Raw genomic sequence first — 16,360 nt, forward strand, 5'->3', positions numbered from 1 at the left:
TGGCGGGTTTGAACCGATCCACACGTCGCGCTTATTTACTGCTGTATCGTTGCAAAACCGCTAAGAACCCAGCTTCAGGCCCGATGGCCGCTTTTGGGAGCCATCCATCAAAGTGGATGCTCTGCATAAAACTCCAGCACACGCTGCTTGAAGGATTTGTCGCCGACCGCCAGCATGTGGTCGCGGCCTTCGATATGAAATGCCCTGGCGTTCGGCATCAAGGCAGCGAGTTCATCCGGCGAGCCGCCGATGTCGTCCTTGGTTCCCACCGCAATCAAGGTCGGCTGGGCAATGCGGGCAATGTCGGCCTCGCTCAGCAATTCGCGTGAGGTGGCGATGCAGGCGGCGAGCGCCCGGCGATCGCTGCGGGTCTGGTCGGCGAAGGCGCGGAACGAGCGGCCGCGCGGGTCGCTGGTGCCTGCGGGATCCTCGGCCAAGAGGGCGTCGGCTATCGGATCCCAGTCGCCGACGCCGTCGACCATGCCGATGCCGAGACCGCCGAAGACCAGCGTCGCCACCTTGTCCGGCTCGGAGAGCGCCAGGAAGGCCGATATGCGCGCGCCCATCGAATAACCCATGACATGGGCGCGTTCGATGCCAAGATGGTTCAAAAGCACTGCCGCGTCGGACGCCATTTTTGCCGGCGTGTAGTCTGCTTCGTCATAGCTTTTCGACGACGAGCCATGGCCGCGATTGTCGAAGGCAATCGCACGGTAGCCGGCATCGTTCAGCGTCTTGAACCAGCCGGGCGACATCCAGTTGACGTAATGGCTCGAGGCAAAGCCGTGGATCATCAGCACCGGATCGCCCTGCCCCGATGCCGGCTGGCGGTCAAGGAAAGCAAGCTCGAAACCGTCATGGGAGAAGAACTGCATCGGCCGAAGATCCTGCCCGTTCAGTCGGAATCGACATTCGACGCATCGCCCTTGTCGGGCGGCGGCATGGCCGGCCCCGGCGCCGCGCCGATGGCCGGATGGCGCAGCAGGTCGCCGTCCTTGATGCCCTTTTTGGCGGCGGTTCCTGCCTTGAGCTCGAGCACGAAGCGCACCGGTTCGTCCGGCGAAATGATCGCCTCCGACTGCGGCTCGCCTTGCTTGATCGCCCGGATCCGGCCGTCCTGGCCGACGAAGATCAGGTCGAGCCGCAGCGGCGTGTTCTTCATCCAGAAACTCACATCCTGCGGCGCACCGAAGACGAACAGCATGCCGTGATTGTCGGCCATGTGGCGGCGGAACATCAGGCCGGCCTCGCGCTCGGCGGGCGTGTCAGCGATTTCGACGGAGAAAGAACGCTCGCCCGCCTTCGTCACCGCGACTAGCGGCGCCGGGTCGACCGGAAGGATCATCGCCTTGCCGTCGGCCAAACTCGATTGCTGAAAATAGAAGAAGGCGCTTGTGGCGACGATGAGGAAAATCCCGGCGTAGAGCGCGCCCGCCGTCAGCCGGTTCCTGTGAGCCATATGAAATCCTCGGCCGGAACTAATGCGAGACCGGCAAGGTACCCATATCGGGGTGAATTTCGGCAGCCATAAGGCCTTTGTCGCCGCGTCCGAAGCGGACCAGCACCACCTGGCCCGGACGGAGTTCGGTGATGCCGTAGCGGCGCAGCGTCTCCATGTGGACGAAAATGTCCTCGGTGCCCTCGCCCCGGGTCAGAAAGCCGAACCCCTTGGTGCGGTTGAACCATTTCACCAGCGCCCGTTCGAGGCCGCTTTCCGGCGTCACTGCGACATGGGTGCGCTGCTCCTGCAGCTCTGCCGGATGCACCGCTGTGGTGACATCCATCGAGAGCACGCGGAAAGCCTGCAGCCCGCGCTCGCCCTGCTTGACCAGGCAGACGACACGGGCGCCTTCCAGGGCGGTCTGAAAACCGTCCTTTCGAAGGCACGTCACATGGAGGAGGATGTCGCCCGAAGAACCATCATCGGGAAGGATGAAACCGTAGCCCTTGGCCACGTCGAACCATTTGATGGCGCCGGCGATTTCGACGAGATCGGCCGTATCGGCGCTCTCATCCCGCTTCAACGCATCGTTACCGGCCCCGTCCCGCCCCATGAAAGAGGCCTTTTCCCCCATAAGAACGCCCCCTTTTTTCAAGAAACACCGCAACTGATTCTTGACACCAGATTAACACCGCGGCTTCCGGTGTGTGCAAGACCTGACGTGCCTTTTTTCACGGTTCCGTACAGGAATAGCGGATTTGTCGTTTGCCGGCGCCGGCAAGCGTGGCCAATTGCCCTTTGGCCGGGCCGCCCGTATGTTGCGCCGCAACGCAACATACGGAGGAAATCCATGCGCTATCTGCATACCATGGTCCGCGTCGCCGACATCGATGCTTCGCTCGATTTCTACTGCAACAAGCTTGGCCTGAAGGAAGTGCGCCGCCACGAAAGCGAGCAGGGCCGCTACACGCTGATCTTCCTCGCCGCGCCCCAAGACGAGCAAAGCGGCATCAGCGAGAAAGCGCCGCTGGTCGAGCTGACCTACAATTGGGATCCGGAAGACTACAAGGGCGGCCGCAATTTCGGCCATCTCGCCTATGAGGTCGACGACATCTACGCCACCTGCCAGCGGCTGATGGACAATGGCGTCACCATCAACCGGCCGCCGCGCGACGGCAACATGGCGTTCGTCAAATCGCCGGACGGCATCTCGATCGAGCTGTTGCAGAAAGGCCCGGCAAAGCCGAAGGCCGAGCCCTGGGCGTCGATGCCGAACACCGGAAGCTGGTAACCGATCACGCCATCTTGAGCGGACGTCGCCTGGCCCTGGTTCGGTTTCGCGTCCGCATTCCCAAGGAGAATTCATTCATGCCGACCAGCCATGTCGACGTCGCCACCGAACATGCCAGCCGCTATCTGCAGCAGCTGTGCAAACATTGGGCGCACAAATTCCCGGTCGAATTCGACACGAACCACGGCAGCATCGATCTGACGCTCGGCCGCACTATTCTCGATGCCGACCCGACGGCGCTGCATATTGCGGTGACGACCGACGAGGCCGCCTCGCTCGAGCGCCTGGAAACGGTCGTCGCCGACCACATCAAGCGCTTCGCCTTCCGCGAAGAGCTGGCATTCGACTGGAAACGCGCTCCGGCCGCGTAGACGACCTATCAACCGCCGGCCTTGGCCATCTCCAGCAGCATCAGCACGGTGCGCCAATTGCGCGCCGTGCCGGGCACCTTCAGAACGCGCGGGATGAGATTGGCAAAGACCGATTTGCCGAGCCCGTCGGGCGCATGCAGGTAAAGCACGTCGCCCTTGATCTCGAAGCGTTCGGGCCCAGTGCATTTTTCCGCCAGCCGGGCGAACTCGTCGGCGGTCGGCTGGCGCTCCAGCGCATAGGCGTGCAGCTTGGTCGGCTCGCCCGCGACTTCCGGATAGGGATTTTCCGCCGCCAGCCGCTCGAGCCAGCCGAGATCGCGCACCATGATGCGCGAGTGGAATCTCCATTTCTTTTCGAATTCCGCTTCCAACCGCCTGGTCAGCATCGCCGCATCGCCATCTGGCGACCGGAAGACGGCGTTGCCGCTCTGCACATAGGTGGCGATATCTGAGAAACCGAGCTCCTCGAAGAATGACCTGAGTTCTGCCATTTTGACGATGCGATTGCCGCCGACGTTGATGCCGGAAAACAGCGCGACAAAAACCTTTCCCTGAGTGCTCGGAAGATCGTTGCCGCTCATATGATGAACCCGGCGAGCGTCTCGTTGTCGGTAATGTCCTGATAGTGGACGCTCTCGGCGTCGAAATTCGCCTTGAGCAGGTCGAAATTGCGGCGGTCCTTGGTTTCGATGCCGATCAGCACCGAACCGAAATTGCGCGCCGATTTCTTCAGATATTCGAAGCGGGCGATGTCGTCGTCGGGGCCAAGCAATTCGAGGAAATCGCGCAACGCGCCGGGCCGCTGCGGAAAACGGATGATGAAGTATTTCTTCAAGCCCTCGAAGCGCAGCGCCCGTTCCTTCACATCCGGCAGCCGCTCGAAATCGAAATTGCCGCCGGACACGACGGCAACGATGGTCTTGCCCCTGATTTCCTTTTTGGGAAAATCTTTCAGCGCGTCGATCGCCAGCGCGCCGGCCGGCTCCAGCACGACGCCTTCGACATTGAGCATTTCGATCATGGTCGCGCAGAGCCGATTTTCCGGAATCAGCCGCACTGCGTCGGCGGCAAACTCCCTGAGGTGGCGCAGCGGCTCGCGGCCGATCTCGGCCACCGCCGCGCCGTCGACGAAATTGTCGACCTTGGCGAGCTTGACCCGCTTTCCGGCGGCGAGGCTCTCGCTCAGGCTCGGGGCGCCAGCCGGCTCGCAAAAGACGAAGCGTGTTTCACGCTGCTGGTCGGCGAAATAATGGGTGACGCCGGCGGCCAGGCCACCGCCGCCGACCGGCAGCATGACGATATCAGCCATGCGTGCGCCGGGCATCTGGCCTGATATCTCATAGGCGACGGTCGCTTGCCCTTCGATGATGTCCTTGTGGTCGAAAGGCGGCACCATGTGTGCGCCGGCAGTTTCGGTGAATTCGAGTGCGGCGCGATAGCAGTCGTCGAAGAAATCGCCGACCAGCCTGATCTCGACGAATTCGCCGCCGAACAGCCGCGTCTTGTCGATCTTCTGCTGCGGCGTCGTCACCGGCATGAAGACGACGCCCTTTTTGCCGAAATGACGGCAGACGAAGGCAAAGCCCTGCGCATGATTGCCGGCCGAAGCGCAGACAAACAGCTCGGCATTGTTGCCGGCGGCGAGCGACTTGCGGAAGAAGTTGAAGGCGCCGCGGATCTTGTAGGAGCGCACCGGCGTCAGGTCCTCGCGCTTCAGCAGCACCCGCGCGCCGGTCTTCTTCGACAGGTAGTCGTTTTCCTGCAGCGGCGTTTCCGGAAAGATCTCGCGGATCGCGGCAGCGGCGGCAGCGACGCGAGAGGAGAAACTGGTCATGGCAAGAGCACCCCACAGGCTAGCCGAATTCGGTCCCGCTATTGCATATCCGGCCTCGCGAAGCCATTGTCCGGCCACCCGAAAGGGTGTTCCCAAAACCTCGTTGGCCGTTAGGAGCGTCTGTTCATGCCTGTCGCATCGGTGGCCCGGAAAACCGTGTCGCTGCCGGAGTTCGGCGAGCCGACGGTGATGCCGCTGGTTACGCGCGCCACCTATGAGGCCCGCATCGCGGCACTGGTCGCGCGCGGCGGGTTCGATGCATTGGTCGTCTATGGCGACCGCGAACATGCGGCCAATGTCGCCTATCTCTGCGGCTACGATCCGCGCTTCGAGGAGACGCTGCTGGTCATCGTTCCCGGCAAGTCGCCGAAACTGCTGGTCGGCAATGAGGGCTGGGGCTATGCCGAAATCTGCGACGGGCCGTACGAGCGCGTGCTCTACCAGACGTTTTCGCTGCCGGCGCAGCCGCGCGACCGCTCGCAAGCGCTGGCCGACATCCTCGTCGATTGCGGCCTGAAGGCCGGCCAGCGCATCGGCGCCATCGGCTGGAAGCCGTTCGGCCCCGGCGATGCCGGTTTTGGCGAAACGACGCTCGACCTGCCGTCCTTCATCGCCGACACCTTGCGCAGCCTTGCCGGCGACAAGAATGCCGTAACGGGGGGCGTGATCGTCAACGCGGCGAACCTTTTGATGAACCCTGCCGACGGCCTGCGCGCCATCAACGAGGCCGACCAGCTGGCCGCATTCGAATTCGCCGCGACCTATTCCTCGCAAGGCCTGCGCAATGTCCTGCAAGGCATCGAACCCGGCATGACCGAATTGCAGGCGGCGCGGCTGATGGGCATCAACGGCCTGCCGCAATGCTGTCATCCGATGCTGTCGGCCGGCAGGCGTGCGGCCTATGGCCTGCCGAGCCCGCGTCTTGACGTCATCGAGCGCGGCGACCCGATCACCATGGCCTACGGCATCCAGGGCTCGCTCAACGCCCGCGCCGGTTTTCTGGTCGAGGACGCGGCCGAGCTTCCAAGGGGCATCCAGGACTATGTCGAGAAGCTGGTCGCGCCCTATTTCTGTGCCGTCGTCGACTGGTACGAGACGGTCGGCATCGGCGTTCCCGGCGGCGCGTTGTGGCAAGCGGTGCACGATCGCATCGGCGCTCCGTTCTTTGGCGTGTCGCTCAATCCCGGCCATCTCATCCATATCGACGAATGGATGCATTCGCCGATATTTTCCGGCTCCGACATCAGATTGAAGTCGGGCATGGCCTTGCAGGTCGACATCATCCCGGCGACCGGCACCGATTATTTCACCACCAACATCGAGGACGGCATCGCGCTGGCTGACGAGGCGCTGCGCGAAGAGATCGCCGCGCGCTATCCCGAAGCCTGGCACCGCATCGAGGCGCGCCGCGCCTTCATGACCGACGTGCTCGGCATAAGGCTGAAGCCGGAAGTGCTGCCCTTTTCCAACATTCCGGCCTTCCTGCCGCCGTTCTGGCTTTCGCGCAACAGTGCGATGGCAGTCGAGCGGCGCTGAGCGCATTTCGGCGCCTGCGACTTACTTCCGCCGCACTTCGGCTGTCCGGGAGATGCGGCGGAGGTGGATGGGCCTTTGGTTAGGCCGGAGTGGAATTGCTTAAGTGCCCTTGAAGACGATTTGCATCATTGTCCTTGCCGCGCTGCTCGCCGGCTGCGGCGGCCGCCAAACCGAGGAACTGCTCGGCAGCGCCATGATGGCGGTGCCGGTGACGGAAATCGCCGGCAACCACTCGATCTTCATCGCCACCACGCGCAAGCGCTCCGACGATCCCAACAAGGTCTTCGACGGCGAGCGCTCGGCGACGCTGAACTATGCCCGCGTCAACGTCACCGTGCCCGGCATCCACAAGACAGGCCAGATCGAGCGGCGCTCGCGCGGCAAGTCGGACGATCCGGCCAAATACTTCATGGCTTCCGAGGTCGTCGGTTACGACACCCAGCCGAAATTCTCCAGCGCGCTCAGCGCCGACATCGCGGCGCGCGGCGGCCGCGTCATGGTCTTCGTCCACGGCTACAACACCGGCTTCGACGCCGCCGTCTATCGCGTCACCCAGATCACCCATGATTCCGGCTATCCGGGCACGCCAGTGCTGTTTTCCTGGGCGTCGGGCGCCAAGACCACCGACTATGTCTACGACAAGGAAAGCGCCAGCGTTGCCCGCGACCAGCTGGAAGTGACGCTGAGAATGCTGGCGCAGACCGGCGCGCGGCGCATCGACATCGTCGCCCATTCGCTGGGGACCTGGGTCACCATGGAGGCGCTGCGCCAGCTCGCCATCACCGGCGACCGCGATCTCGGCGGCAAGCTCGGCGACGTCGTGCTGGCCTCGCCCGACATCGACGTCGACGTGTTCAAGAGCCAGATGCGCCGCTACGGCAAGCCGGACAAGCCGTTCATCCTGCTGCTCTCCGACGACGACCGGGCGCTGCGGCTGTCCGGCCTGATCGCCGGCGCGCGGCCGCGGGTCGGCGACTACAAGGACGCCGCCGACCTCGCCAGCTATGGCGTGTCGGTCGTCGATCTCTCCAGCGTCAAGGGCGCCGACCGCTTCAATCACACCAAATTCGCCGACAACCCGGAATTAGTGCAGTTGATTGGCCAGAAGCTGCGCGAGGATGACGGGTTTGCCAGCGACCGCGAGGTGACCGACCGCATCGCCTCGGTCGGACAATAGCTGCATTGCGCGGCAGTGATTGTTGACCATTGCCGCACCATCGGAACAGTTTGAACTGGACCGTGCCGGCCTCTGCCTCTATCGAATAGGCCAAGACGTCTCCGGCTCGACGTCGCCTTTGCGGGAGCCCGCGTGATCGTGCCTTCGAAGATATTTCTCGTTGTTGCGTTCGCGCTCGCGCTGGCAGGCTGCGCCGGCCAGAACACGCATGACCTGCTTAACAAGACGACGATCACCGTGCCTGCTGCCGATATCGCGGCGACGCATAAGATCTTCGTCGCCACAACCCGGCAAAAGGCGACGAAAGAGCCCCGGCAGGTGTTCGACGGAGACCGCTCGCCGACCACCAGCTTTGCCAGCGTCGAGGTGACCGTTCCCAAGGTCCACCAGGTCGGCGCCATCGAACGGGTCAAGGGCTCGGCCAACAGCAATCCGGCGAAGGATTTCACGGCGACCGGCGTCACCTTCTACGAAGGCGCGCCGCAATTCGCCAAGGCGGTCGGCGCCGACATCGCCATGCGCGGCGACCGCGCGCTGGTTTTCGTGCACGGCTTCAACAACGGCTTCGACGACGGCATCTACCGGCTGACGCAGATCGCGCACGACACCAAATACCCGGGCACCCCGGTGCTGTTTTCGTGGGCGTCGAGCGGCAAGACGACCGGCTACATCTACGACAAGGAAAGCGCCAATGCGGCGCGCGACGATCTCGAAGCGACGCTGCGCATGCTTGCCAAGAGCCGCGCCAAGAGCATCGACATCATTGCCCATTCGATGGGGACCTGGGTGACCATGGAAGCGTTGCGCCAGCTTGCCATCACCGGCGACCGCGACCTCGGCGGCAAGCTCGGCTACGTCATCCTGGCCTCACCCGACATCGACGTCGACGTGTTCAAGAAGCAGATGATCCGCTACGGCAAGCCAGACAAGCCGTTCGCCGTGCTGCTTTCGGGCGACGACCGGGCGCTCAGGCTGTCGACCCTGATCTCCGGCGACAAGCCGCGCGTCGGCGACTATGGCGATGCAGCCGACCTCGCCAGCTATGGCGTCTCGGTGGTCGACCTGACCAAGACCAAGGGCGGCGACCGGCTGAACCACGCCAAATTCGCCGACAACCCGTTCCTGGTGCAGTTGCTCGGCGACCGCCTGCGCGCCCCGGCCGGCCTCGCCTCCGAAGAGACCGCGCCGGCCCAGCTCGACAATCTCGGACAGGGCCTCGGCAAGGCCGTCGGATCGGTCGCCGAGATCGTCATCACCACGCCGTTCAAGGTGCTGACCATCGCCACCGGCGGGTGAAGCGGCGCGCGGGCGGCATTCAGACGAATAGATCAACCTTCTGGAACGTCGTCACGTCGATCAGGCCGACGTCGGAAATCCTGAGCTCGGGGATGACGACCAGCGCCAGCAGCGAGTGCTGCATGTAGGCGTTGTTGAGTGAGCAGCCCATCTGGCGCATGGCGTCGCTGAGTTTGTCCGCCTTGGCGGCGACGATTTCCGCCCGCTCGTTCGACATCAGCCCGGCGATCGGCATTTCGACCAGCGCCAGCTCCTTGCCGTTGGAAAACAGCACGACGCCGCCGCCGACCTCGCCCAGCCGGTTCACGGCCAGAGCCATGTCCTGCTTGTTGGTGCCGACGACGATGATGTGGTGGGCATCGTGCGCCACGCTGGAGGCCATGGCGCAGTCGCCGATATAGCCGAAGCCGGAGACGAAGGCGTTGGTGACGCCGCCCGTGCCCTTGTGGCGCTCGACCAGCGCGATCTGGCAGACATCGTTGCGGCGGTCCATGGCGACCAGCCCGTCCTCCACCGCAAGATCGGCCTCCAGCGCCCGCGTCGGCGCCTGGTTCTCGATGACGCCGATGACGCGCACCCGCACCTCGTTGGCGCCCTTGGGTGCCGCGATGTCGAAATCGCCGGCTTTGAGCTTCTTGCCGAGCTTGACGGTGTTCTTCGCCGTCCGCGGATAATTATAGGCCGGAATGTCGACTTCGAGCTTGCCGCCCTTGGCCAGCCTGACGCCGCGGCCATAGACTTCGTCGATGGTCATTTCGGCCAGGTCGGAGACGATCAGCAGATCGGCGAGCCGTCCAGGTGCGATCGAGCCGATCTCGCGTTCCAGCCGGAAATGCTGGGCGGTGTTGAGCGTCGCCATCTGGATCGCCGTCACCGGCTTCAGCCCTTGGCTGATGGCGTGGCGCACGACCCGGTCCATATGGCCTTCATGCACGAGGGTACCGGAATGGCTGTCGTCGGTGCACAGGATGAAGTTGCGCGGGTCGAGCCCGCTCTCCGTCACCGCCTTGATCTGCGAGGCGACGTCATACCAGGCCGAGCCCAGCCGCAGCATTGCCTTCATGCCCTGGCGGACGCGGGCGATGGCATCCTCGGCGCGCGTGCCTTCGTGATCGTCCTCGGGGCCGCCGGCGACATAGCCGTGGAACGGCAGGCCGAGATCGCGCGAGGCATAGTGCCCGCCGACGGTCTTGCCGGCCCTCACCGTCGCGGCGATCTCGCCCGACATCACCGGATCATTGGCGGCGACGCCGGGGAAATTCATCACCTCGCCGAGCCCGATAATGTTTTCCCAGGTCATCGCCTCGGCAACGTCGGCGACGGTCAGCTCGGCGCCGGCATGCTCCAGCCCCGGCGCCGACGGCACGCAGGACGGCATCTGCACATGCACGTTGACCGGCATGGCGACCGCCTCGTCATGCATCAGCCGCACGCCCGGCAGGCCGAGCACATTGGCGATCTCGTGCGGATCGATGAACATCGAGGTGGTGCCATGCGGGATCACCGCGCGGCAGAATTCCGTCACCGTCACCATGCCGCTCTCGACATGCATATGCGCGTCGCAAAGCCCCGGCACCAGATAGCGGCCGCCGGCATCGACCACCTTGGTGCCCTGGCCGATGGCATGGCCGGCATTCGGCCCGCAATAGGCGAAGCGGCCGCCGGCAATGGCGATGTCGGTGCCGGCGATGATCTCGCCCGAATGGACGTTGACCCAGCGCCCGTTGCGGATGACGAGATCGGCGGGTTTGCGGCCCATGGCGACATCGACCAGATGCGTCGCCATCTCGGCCCAGGGTTTTGGTTTCGTCGCACTGGCGGTCTTCGGCATCAACAGGCTCCTCTTTGCCCGACTGTGCCAAGCCGCGAGGATTTTGACCAGCGAGGAAGTAAGCGCCGACGGCGAAGTTGCAGATCTCCCCCCTTGAGGGGGAGATGTCGCCGAAGGCGACAGAGGGGGTCGGGACATCCTGACGCGAACCTTTACCGCGAACAAAACAGGCTGGCGCTCGACGCGCGACGACCCCCCTGGCCTGCCCTCTTGCCACAACTTGCCATCTCCCCCTCAAGGAGGGAGATCGATGCGCCATGGCTTTCGCCAATCGCCAAGGGCATTTTGTGCCGGCCGCAGCAACTTTGTTCTTGCTTTGTGCCGGCAGCTATGCTACTAATTTGGGTATGGTGCCAATTGGCTCCAACGACCCGTCCTCCCGAGGCGGGTTTTTTTTGTTATTGCGCCATTCATGGCAAATGGCCCAGGCGGAATACGATTCCGTTGCGGCCAATCAGCTTTTTGCCGCGTTAGCGGATCTTACTGAATCGACGGTCGCGGAGTTTGACGCACTCCATCGTTCGAGCCTTCAGCCGGTTCAATCAATTCGATCGCGAACTGTCACTTCTTGCTCGGATCGTCTGCCGGGTTGACGTAGGTGATCTTGAATGGCCCCTCGCCATGAACCTGGATGATCGTTTCGCTTGTCGTCCAGGCGAAGTGATTCATTCCGGCCGGCGCGACGCCGAAGCCGCCAGCAGTCAGTTCGACGCCTTTCGCCTCGTCGAACTTATCGCCCATTCCAACATGGAAGTTGCCGGAAAGCACCGTTACGTATTCCGTGGTGGGATGATTATGTGCGGCAATTTTGTAGCCGGCGGGTGTCTTCAACCGCAGCACAAAGGCGCCGTCCTTTGAGGGATCTCCCGCGACAACAGCCATTTCCGCCCCAGCGGGAATGGCAGCAGGAGCAGGACCCCATTTGATGTCTTTGGCGTTCATCGGCATCTCATCGGCAAACAGAGGCGCCGTCCCAACAAGCAGCAGTGCCAGGGCAGAGGCAAGCTTGAGCATGACAATCTCCCAGTGTTTGTAGAGGATGGCGTCGAGTATCGGAGCGCCGATCCACTTGCCACTTCGAGCCTTACCAGGGCAGAGCGCCCGAACGCATCCTGCGAACGGGGGACGCGCATTCGCGGTAGCCGCGGAAGCTGCCGCTAAAAACATTTCCAGGTGAAACGATTTTGTTTGTATCACTGTAGGTGATCGGCCTCGCTAGCTTCCAGTGCCAGATTTGTCGACGGCAGAAGACGGCTTGACGGCCTTTGGCTGGCGGCTGAAAAGGGCTGGCCTGCGGACGTGGCGGAATTGGTAGACGCAAGGGACTTAAAATCCCTCGATCTCTGATCGTACGGGTTCGATTCCCGTCGTCCGCACCAGATTTGGTCTCGTTTGATAGTCTCCGTAACTGGAGACCGGGCGCTCGACCCAGTTCTGGGCCCCTCACACCCCAATCGGGTTCAGCTTCAAATGCTGGATCAGCATAATGGTCTTGGCGTCGATGATCCGACCGTCGTGGATGCCGGCCAGCGCCTCGTCGAGCGGCATTTCGAGAACCTCGATGTCCTCGCCTTCGTCATGGGCGCCACCGCCGTCGGAAATGCGGTCGGCGGGCGAGTAGCGAGCGACGAAGAACCAGAGCCGCTCGGTGACGCTGCCGGGGCTCATATAGGGCGAAAACAGCCGCTGCACGTCCTTCAGCCGATAGCCGAGTTCCTCCTCGGCCTCCTTGCGGATACAGGTTTCGGGATCGTCTTCGTCGAGCAGGCCGGCGCAGGCCTCGATCAGCGGCTCCTTGTGGCCGGTTACGTAGGCCGGGTAGCGGAACTGCCGCACCAGAAGCACCGTCGAGCGCTCGGGATCGAAAGGCAGGATCACCGCGCCGTCGCCGCGATCGTAGGTCTGGCGGGTATGCGTTTCCCATTTGCCGTCGCGCCGGCGGTAGTCGAAGACGGTCTTTTTCAAAACCGCCCATTCGTCGGACAGGACTTCCTCCGAGCGGATGCGAATGCGATCTTCCATGGTGGACTCCCTGCTGCCGCGGCAAGGCGTAGCCGCGAACGGCGGTTCTTGCAATCCGGCTACCAATTGGTCCAGTGCGCCGGTTCACCCTCTCGTGTCTGGCGCTGGCACAATCGGCTGCCTAAATAGCGGCAACCCTTTCCGGAGTTTTTTATGACCTCATCTCTTTTCCAGCCGATCACCCTCGACGGCCTCACCTTCCCCAACCGCATCGCGGTCGCGCCGATGTGCCAGTATTCGGCCGAGGACGGCTCGGCCAGCGATTGGCACCTCTATCACTGGATGAACCTGGCGATGTCGGGTGCCGGCATGGTCACCGTCGAGATGACCGAGGTCGAACGGCGCGGCCGCATCTCGCATGGCTGCCTCGGCCTTTACTCCGAGGACAATGAGGCGGCGGCGCGGCGCACGCTGAATGCAGCCAAGCGCGTCGCCGCGCCGGGCACGAAATTCGGCACTCAGCTTGCCCATGCCGGCCGCAAGGCCTCCAACCGCAAACCCTGGGAGGGCGGCGGACCGCTGAATGCCGATCAGGATCCGTGGCCGATCGTGTCGGCCTCGGCAATCGCCTACGACACCGGCTGGCAGGTGCCGCGGGCGCTGGAGGATGACGAGATCCTGCAAATCATCGAACGCTTCGCCGAAGCGGCACGGCGGGCCGAGCGCGCCGGCTTCGACTTCATCGAGCTGCATGCCGCGCATGGCTATCTGATCTTCCAGTTCCTGTCGCCGCTTTCCAACCGGCGCACCGACCGCTGGGGCGGCTCGCTGGAAAACCGCATGCGTTTCGCCGTCGAGATCGCCAAGGCGGTGAAGCAGGCGGTGCCCAGGCTGATGCTGGGCGCGCGGCTGTCGATCAAGGAATGGGTCGATGGCGGCTTCGACGTCGAGGATGCGATCGAAGCGGCAAAAGCGCTGAAGGAAGTCGGCGTCGCCTATCTCTGCTGCTCGAGCGGCGGCAATTCGCCGTTGCAGAAGCTGCCGTCCGGACCCGGCTACCAGGTGCATCTGGCGGAAGCGGTGCGCAAGGGCGCCGGCATCGCGACGCGGGCCGTGGGCCTGATCGACGATCCGAAACAGGCCGAGGCGATCGTCGCCGATGGGCGCGCCGACATGGTGGCGCTGGCGCGCGCCTTCCTTGCCGATCCGCGCTGGGGCTGGCGCGCCGCGGCCACCTTCGGCGAAAAAATCCACCCGGCGCCGCAGCTTGCCCGCTCCGTGACGACGATGCAGCACTGGATGAAGGCGGCGAACTGACGGCGGGTTCGTCTCGCTGGACAGGGCACCATAGCTTCGCTTTGATCCTCTGCCGGTGTAGAGTGGCGAGGGCCGCGGCTGGGCGCGGCAGGTTGGGGGAGCAGAGACATGTCGTTCAGGGGGATTTCCATTGCGGCTGCTGCCGCGGTTTTGGCCGGGCTGTCGTTTGCCACATCGACGCCGGCCGGGGCGCAATATTGCGAAGGCACGGTGCACGGTCTTTCCAGGCACTACAATCTGGCAACCGGAAGCGGCTTTCTCGCCGTTCGGGCCCGGCCGAACTCGTCGTCGCGCATGATCGGGCAATTGTTCAACGGCGACCAAACCGAGATCTTTGACCGTCGCGGAAACTGGTACCAGGTCGATTTCGGCGGCCGCGCCGGCTGGGCGAATGCGCGCTGGCTGCGCAACGACTGCGGCTATTGAGGTATTTTCGCCTGAGCTAAAATAGCTGTTGCAACCAAATCGGCCGCTCCGCGTTGGCGGCGATGATGGACAGCAAGCCATTTGAAAAGCCGGTCGTGGTCGAACTCGGCCATGTCGGCAAATATCGGCATATCCGCAGCGCCCAGGAGGCGGCGGAGTGCCTGATGACGGTCTGGCCACTCAATCGCGGGCCGCGTCATCGTGATGCCCTCGACACTTGCCTAAAAGTGCTGGAAGGTTATCGTTCGACGGCCGATGCACGCCGGGCACTGATCGAAGCCGCCAGGGAATCGGACGTGCTGGTTACGGACGACAAGCCGCCAGACGACAGACTGGCCGACGATAGGCTGCATTGAGGCAACGGGCTTTCAACCGGAGGGTTTCATGGCGAAACTGACCTACAAGATCGTCGAGCATGACGGAGGCTGGGCCTACAAGGTCGGCTCGACATTCTCCGAAACGTTCCCCACCCATCAGGACGCGTTGCGCGCCGCCGAGATCGCTTCCGCCGAACAGCAGGTCGCCGGCAACACCGACGGCATCCAGTACGAGGACGCCGACGGCAAATGGCACGACGAGCTCGCCGACGGCCGCGACCGGCCGCAGACCGAGGTTTCGGATTAGGGTGTGTCGATATCCAGGTGATGCCGGCGTGCTTTACAGGTCGGTTTGGTAGCGCTACCGTCTCACATCGCGCGTGACCGGGGAGGAGCCTGGGCGCTGTCGCGGGCCAGGCAAGAAAGCGGTTTCCTTCGAAGTCGTTGCAGGAATCAGTCGGGAGGAGATCGATGGCGTCTGTCGCAATCGGCGATGTCTACAAGTCATTTGGGACCGTCGAGGTCCTGCACGGGGTCAGCGTCGATATAAACGACGGCGAGTTCGTCACGTTGGTCGGTCCTTCGGGTTGCGGAAAGTCGACCCTGCTCAGGATGATCGCCGGCCTGGAAAAGATCTCGCGCGGCCAGATCGCGATCGGCAAACGTATCGTCAACAACGTTGCGCCAAAAGAGCGCGACGTCGCCATGGTTTTCCAGAACTATGCGCTCTACCCGCATATGACGGTCGCCGAGAACATGGCGTTCTCGCTGATGCTCAAGGGGGTTCCCAAGACGGAGAGCGATGCCGGCGTGCGGCGCGCGGCCGAAATCCTGGGGCTGGTGCCGCTGCTCGACCGGTATCCGCGCCAGCTTTCCGGCGGCCAGCGCCAGCGCGTCGCCATGGGCCGCGCGATCGTGCGCGATCCGCAGGTCTTCCTGTTCGACGAGCCGCTCTCCAATCTCGATGCCAAGCTCCGGGTGCAGATGCGCGCCGAGATCAAGGAACTGCACCAGCGCCTGAAGACGACGACGGTTTACGTCACCCACGACCAGATCGAGGCGATGACCATGGCCGACAAGATCGTCGTCATGCACGACGGTATCGTCGAGCAGATCGGGCCGCCGCTCGAACTCTACGACCGGCCGAACAATCTTTTTGTCGCCAGCTTCATCGGCTCGCCCGCCATGAACATGCTGAGGGGCGAGATCGTAAGCGACGGCTCGCCGTCGTTTCGCGGCGCCGGAGGGATTTCGGTCCCGTTGGCCTCGGCACTTTCCATCGGCAATGGTGAGCCGGTCGTGCTGGGGATACGGCCCGAGCATTTGCGGCTATCCGACAATCAGGGCATTCCGGTCACTGTCGTGGTGGTCGAGCCGACAGGGTCCGAAGTGCAGCTCATCGGCCGAACCGCCGGCGGCGAGGAGATCGTCGCCAATTTCCGGGAACGGCATTCCTTCACGCCGGGCGAAACCATCTGGCTTACGGCCGAGCCTGGCCTCATCCATCTCTTTCACGGCAAAACCGGACAGCGGTTCGAAACACCCATCAAGCAGTAGGACG

At 63.4% G+C, this 16,360-nt stretch carries 19 protein-coding genes and 1 tRNA gene; 12 read left to right on the forward strand and 8 right to left on the reverse strand.

The features are described 5' to 3' along the window. Positions 1-107: 107 nt before the first annotated feature. From NKI22_RS11310 to NKI22_RS11320, 3 genes are read right to left on the reverse strand one after another with little or no spacing between them, the layout of a single operon-like run. A complete protein-coding gene (locus tag NKI22_RS11310) occupies positions 108-875 on the reverse strand; it encodes an alpha/beta fold hydrolase (protein WP_352817531.1) in 768 nt (255 codons plus the stop codon). Between the two features lie 20 nt (positions 876-895). Beyond that, positions 896-1,459: a DUF192 domain-containing protein gene (locus NKI22_RS11315; RefSeq protein WP_352817528.1), complete on the reverse strand. Its 564-nt coding sequence runs from the start codon at positions 1,457-1,459 to the stop codon at positions 896-898. Positions 1,460-1,478: 19 nt separating this feature from the next. Continuing rightward, positions 1,479-2,075, reverse strand: a complete 597-nt coding sequence (locus tag NKI22_RS11320) for a cold-shock protein (RefSeq protein WP_036244259.1) — start codon at positions 2,073-2,075, stop codon at positions 1,479-1,481. 216 nt (positions 2,076-2,291) lie between these two features. Here NKI22_RS11320 and gloA point away from each other — a divergent pair, with 216 nt between their 5' ends. Together gloA and NKI22_RS11330 are read left to right on the forward strand one after the other, a co-directional pair. Then, the gene (gene gloA / locus NKI22_RS11325) at positions 2,292-2,732 is read left to right on the forward strand and encodes a lactoylglutathione lyase (RefSeq protein ID WP_352481131.1); all 441 of its coding nucleotides are present in this window, start codon (positions 2,292-2,294) and stop codon (positions 2,730-2,732) included. A 77-nt stretch (positions 2,733-2,809) separates the two neighbouring features. Continuing rightward, positions 2,810-3,103, forward strand: a complete 294-nt coding sequence (locus NKI22_RS11330; protein WP_352817525.1) for a DUF2218 domain-containing protein — start codon at positions 2,810-2,812, stop codon at positions 3,101-3,103. 8 nt (positions 3,104-3,111) lie between these two features. Here NKI22_RS11330 and NKI22_RS11335 read toward each other — a convergent pair whose 3' ends face one another. After that, positions 3,112-3,684: a DUF1697 domain-containing protein gene (locus NKI22_RS11335; RefSeq protein WP_352641165.1), complete on the reverse strand. Its 573-nt coding sequence runs from the start codon at positions 3,682-3,684 to the stop codon at positions 3,112-3,114. Next, entirely contained in the window at positions 3,681-4,937 is a 1,257-nt protein-coding gene (gene ilvA / locus NKI22_RS11340; RefSeq protein WP_352481133.1) for a threonine ammonia-lyase IlvA, read from the reverse strand. Before ilvA ends, NKI22_RS11335 begins: the two co-directional genes overlap by 4 nt. 126 nt (positions 4,938-5,063) lie before the next feature. Here ilvA and NKI22_RS11345 point away from each other — a divergent pair, with 126 nt between their 5' ends. From NKI22_RS11345 to NKI22_RS11355, 3 genes are all read left to right on the forward strand, one after another. Further along, entirely contained in the window at positions 5,064-6,473 is a 1,410-nt protein-coding gene (locus NKI22_RS11345) for a hypothetical protein (protein WP_352852330.1), read from the forward strand. Between the two features lie 103 nt (positions 6,474-6,576). Beyond that, positions 6,577-7,650 carry an alpha/beta hydrolase gene (locus NKI22_RS11350; protein ID WP_352817521.1) on the forward strand — a complete coding sequence of 358 codons (1,074 nt, stop codon included), beginning with the start codon at positions 6,577-6,579 and terminating at the stop codon, positions 7,648-7,650. 132 nt (positions 7,651-7,782) lie between these two features. Next, positions 7,783-8,946 carry an alpha/beta hydrolase gene (locus NKI22_RS11355; RefSeq protein ID WP_352817518.1) on the forward strand — a complete coding sequence of 388 codons (1,164 nt, stop codon included), beginning with the start codon at positions 7,783-7,785 and terminating at the stop codon, positions 8,944-8,946. A 19-nt stretch (positions 8,947-8,965) separates the two neighbouring features. On the opposite strand, the gene ade is transcribed toward NKI22_RS11355, so the two are convergent. Further along, positions 8,966-10,777: an adenine deaminase gene (gene ade, locus NKI22_RS11360; protein ID WP_031193529.1), complete on the reverse strand. Its 1,812-nt coding sequence runs from the start codon at positions 10,775-10,777 to the stop codon at positions 8,966-8,968. Between the two features lie 257 nt (positions 10,778-11,034). Between ade and NKI22_RS11365 the strand changes: the two genes are divergently transcribed. Next, entirely contained in the window at positions 11,035-11,370 is a 336-nt protein-coding gene (locus NKI22_RS11365) for a hypothetical protein (protein ID WP_352817515.1), read from the forward strand. Here NKI22_RS11365 and NKI22_RS11370 read toward each other — a convergent pair. Beyond that, positions 11,339-11,791 carry a cupin domain-containing protein gene (locus NKI22_RS11370; RefSeq protein ID WP_023717441.1) on the reverse strand — a complete coding sequence of 151 codons (453 nt, stop codon included), beginning with the start codon at positions 11,789-11,791 and terminating at the stop codon, positions 11,339-11,341. The genes NKI22_RS11365 and NKI22_RS11370 overlap by 32 nt on opposite strands. 279 nt (positions 11,792-12,070) lie before the next feature. Here NKI22_RS11370 and NKI22_RS11375 point away from each other — a divergent pair. Next, positions 12,071-12,156, forward strand: a tRNA-Leu gene (locus NKI22_RS11375). Between the two features lie 64 nt (positions 12,157-12,220). Here NKI22_RS11375 and NKI22_RS11380 read toward each other — a convergent pair. Further along, entirely contained in the window at positions 12,221-12,799 is a 579-nt protein-coding gene (locus NKI22_RS11380) for an NUDIX domain-containing protein (protein ID WP_023717440.1), read from the reverse strand. A gap of 153 nt (positions 12,800-12,952) precedes the next feature. Here NKI22_RS11380 and NKI22_RS11385 point away from each other — a divergent pair, with 153 nt between their 5' ends. From NKI22_RS11385 to NKI22_RS11405, 5 genes are all read left to right on the forward strand, one after another. Then, entirely contained in the window at positions 12,953-14,056 is a 1,104-nt protein-coding gene (locus NKI22_RS11385; protein WP_352817512.1) for an NADH:flavin oxidoreductase/NADH oxidase, read from the forward strand. A 108-nt stretch (positions 14,057-14,164) separates the two neighbouring features. Continuing rightward, positions 14,165-14,482, forward strand: a complete 318-nt coding sequence (locus NKI22_RS11390) for an SH3 domain-containing protein (RefSeq protein ID WP_023717438.1) — start codon at positions 14,165-14,167, stop codon at positions 14,480-14,482. Positions 14,483-14,544: 62 nt separating this feature from the next. Beyond that, entirely contained in the window at positions 14,545-14,838 is a 294-nt protein-coding gene (locus NKI22_RS11395; protein ID WP_031193527.1) for a DUF982 domain-containing protein, read from the forward strand. Between the two features lie 28 nt (positions 14,839-14,866). Then, positions 14,867-15,106 (forward strand): DUF2188 domain-containing protein, encoded by a 240-nt coding sequence (locus NKI22_RS11400; RefSeq protein WP_023674770.1) that lies wholly within the window; start codon positions 14,867-14,869, stop codon positions 15,104-15,106. A gap of 164 nt (positions 15,107-15,270) precedes the next feature. Then, positions 15,271-16,356 carry an ABC transporter ATP-binding protein gene (locus NKI22_RS11405; protein ID WP_352495828.1) on the forward strand — a complete coding sequence of 362 codons (1,086 nt, stop codon included), beginning with the start codon at positions 15,271-15,273 and terminating at the stop codon, positions 16,354-16,356. Positions 16,357-16,360: the final 4 nt, after the last annotated feature.

The sequence above is a fragment of the Mesorhizobium sp. M0778 genome, assembly GCF_040320105.1.
GTDB lineage: Bacteria > Pseudomonadota > Alphaproteobacteria > Rhizobiales > Rhizobiaceae > Mesorhizobium.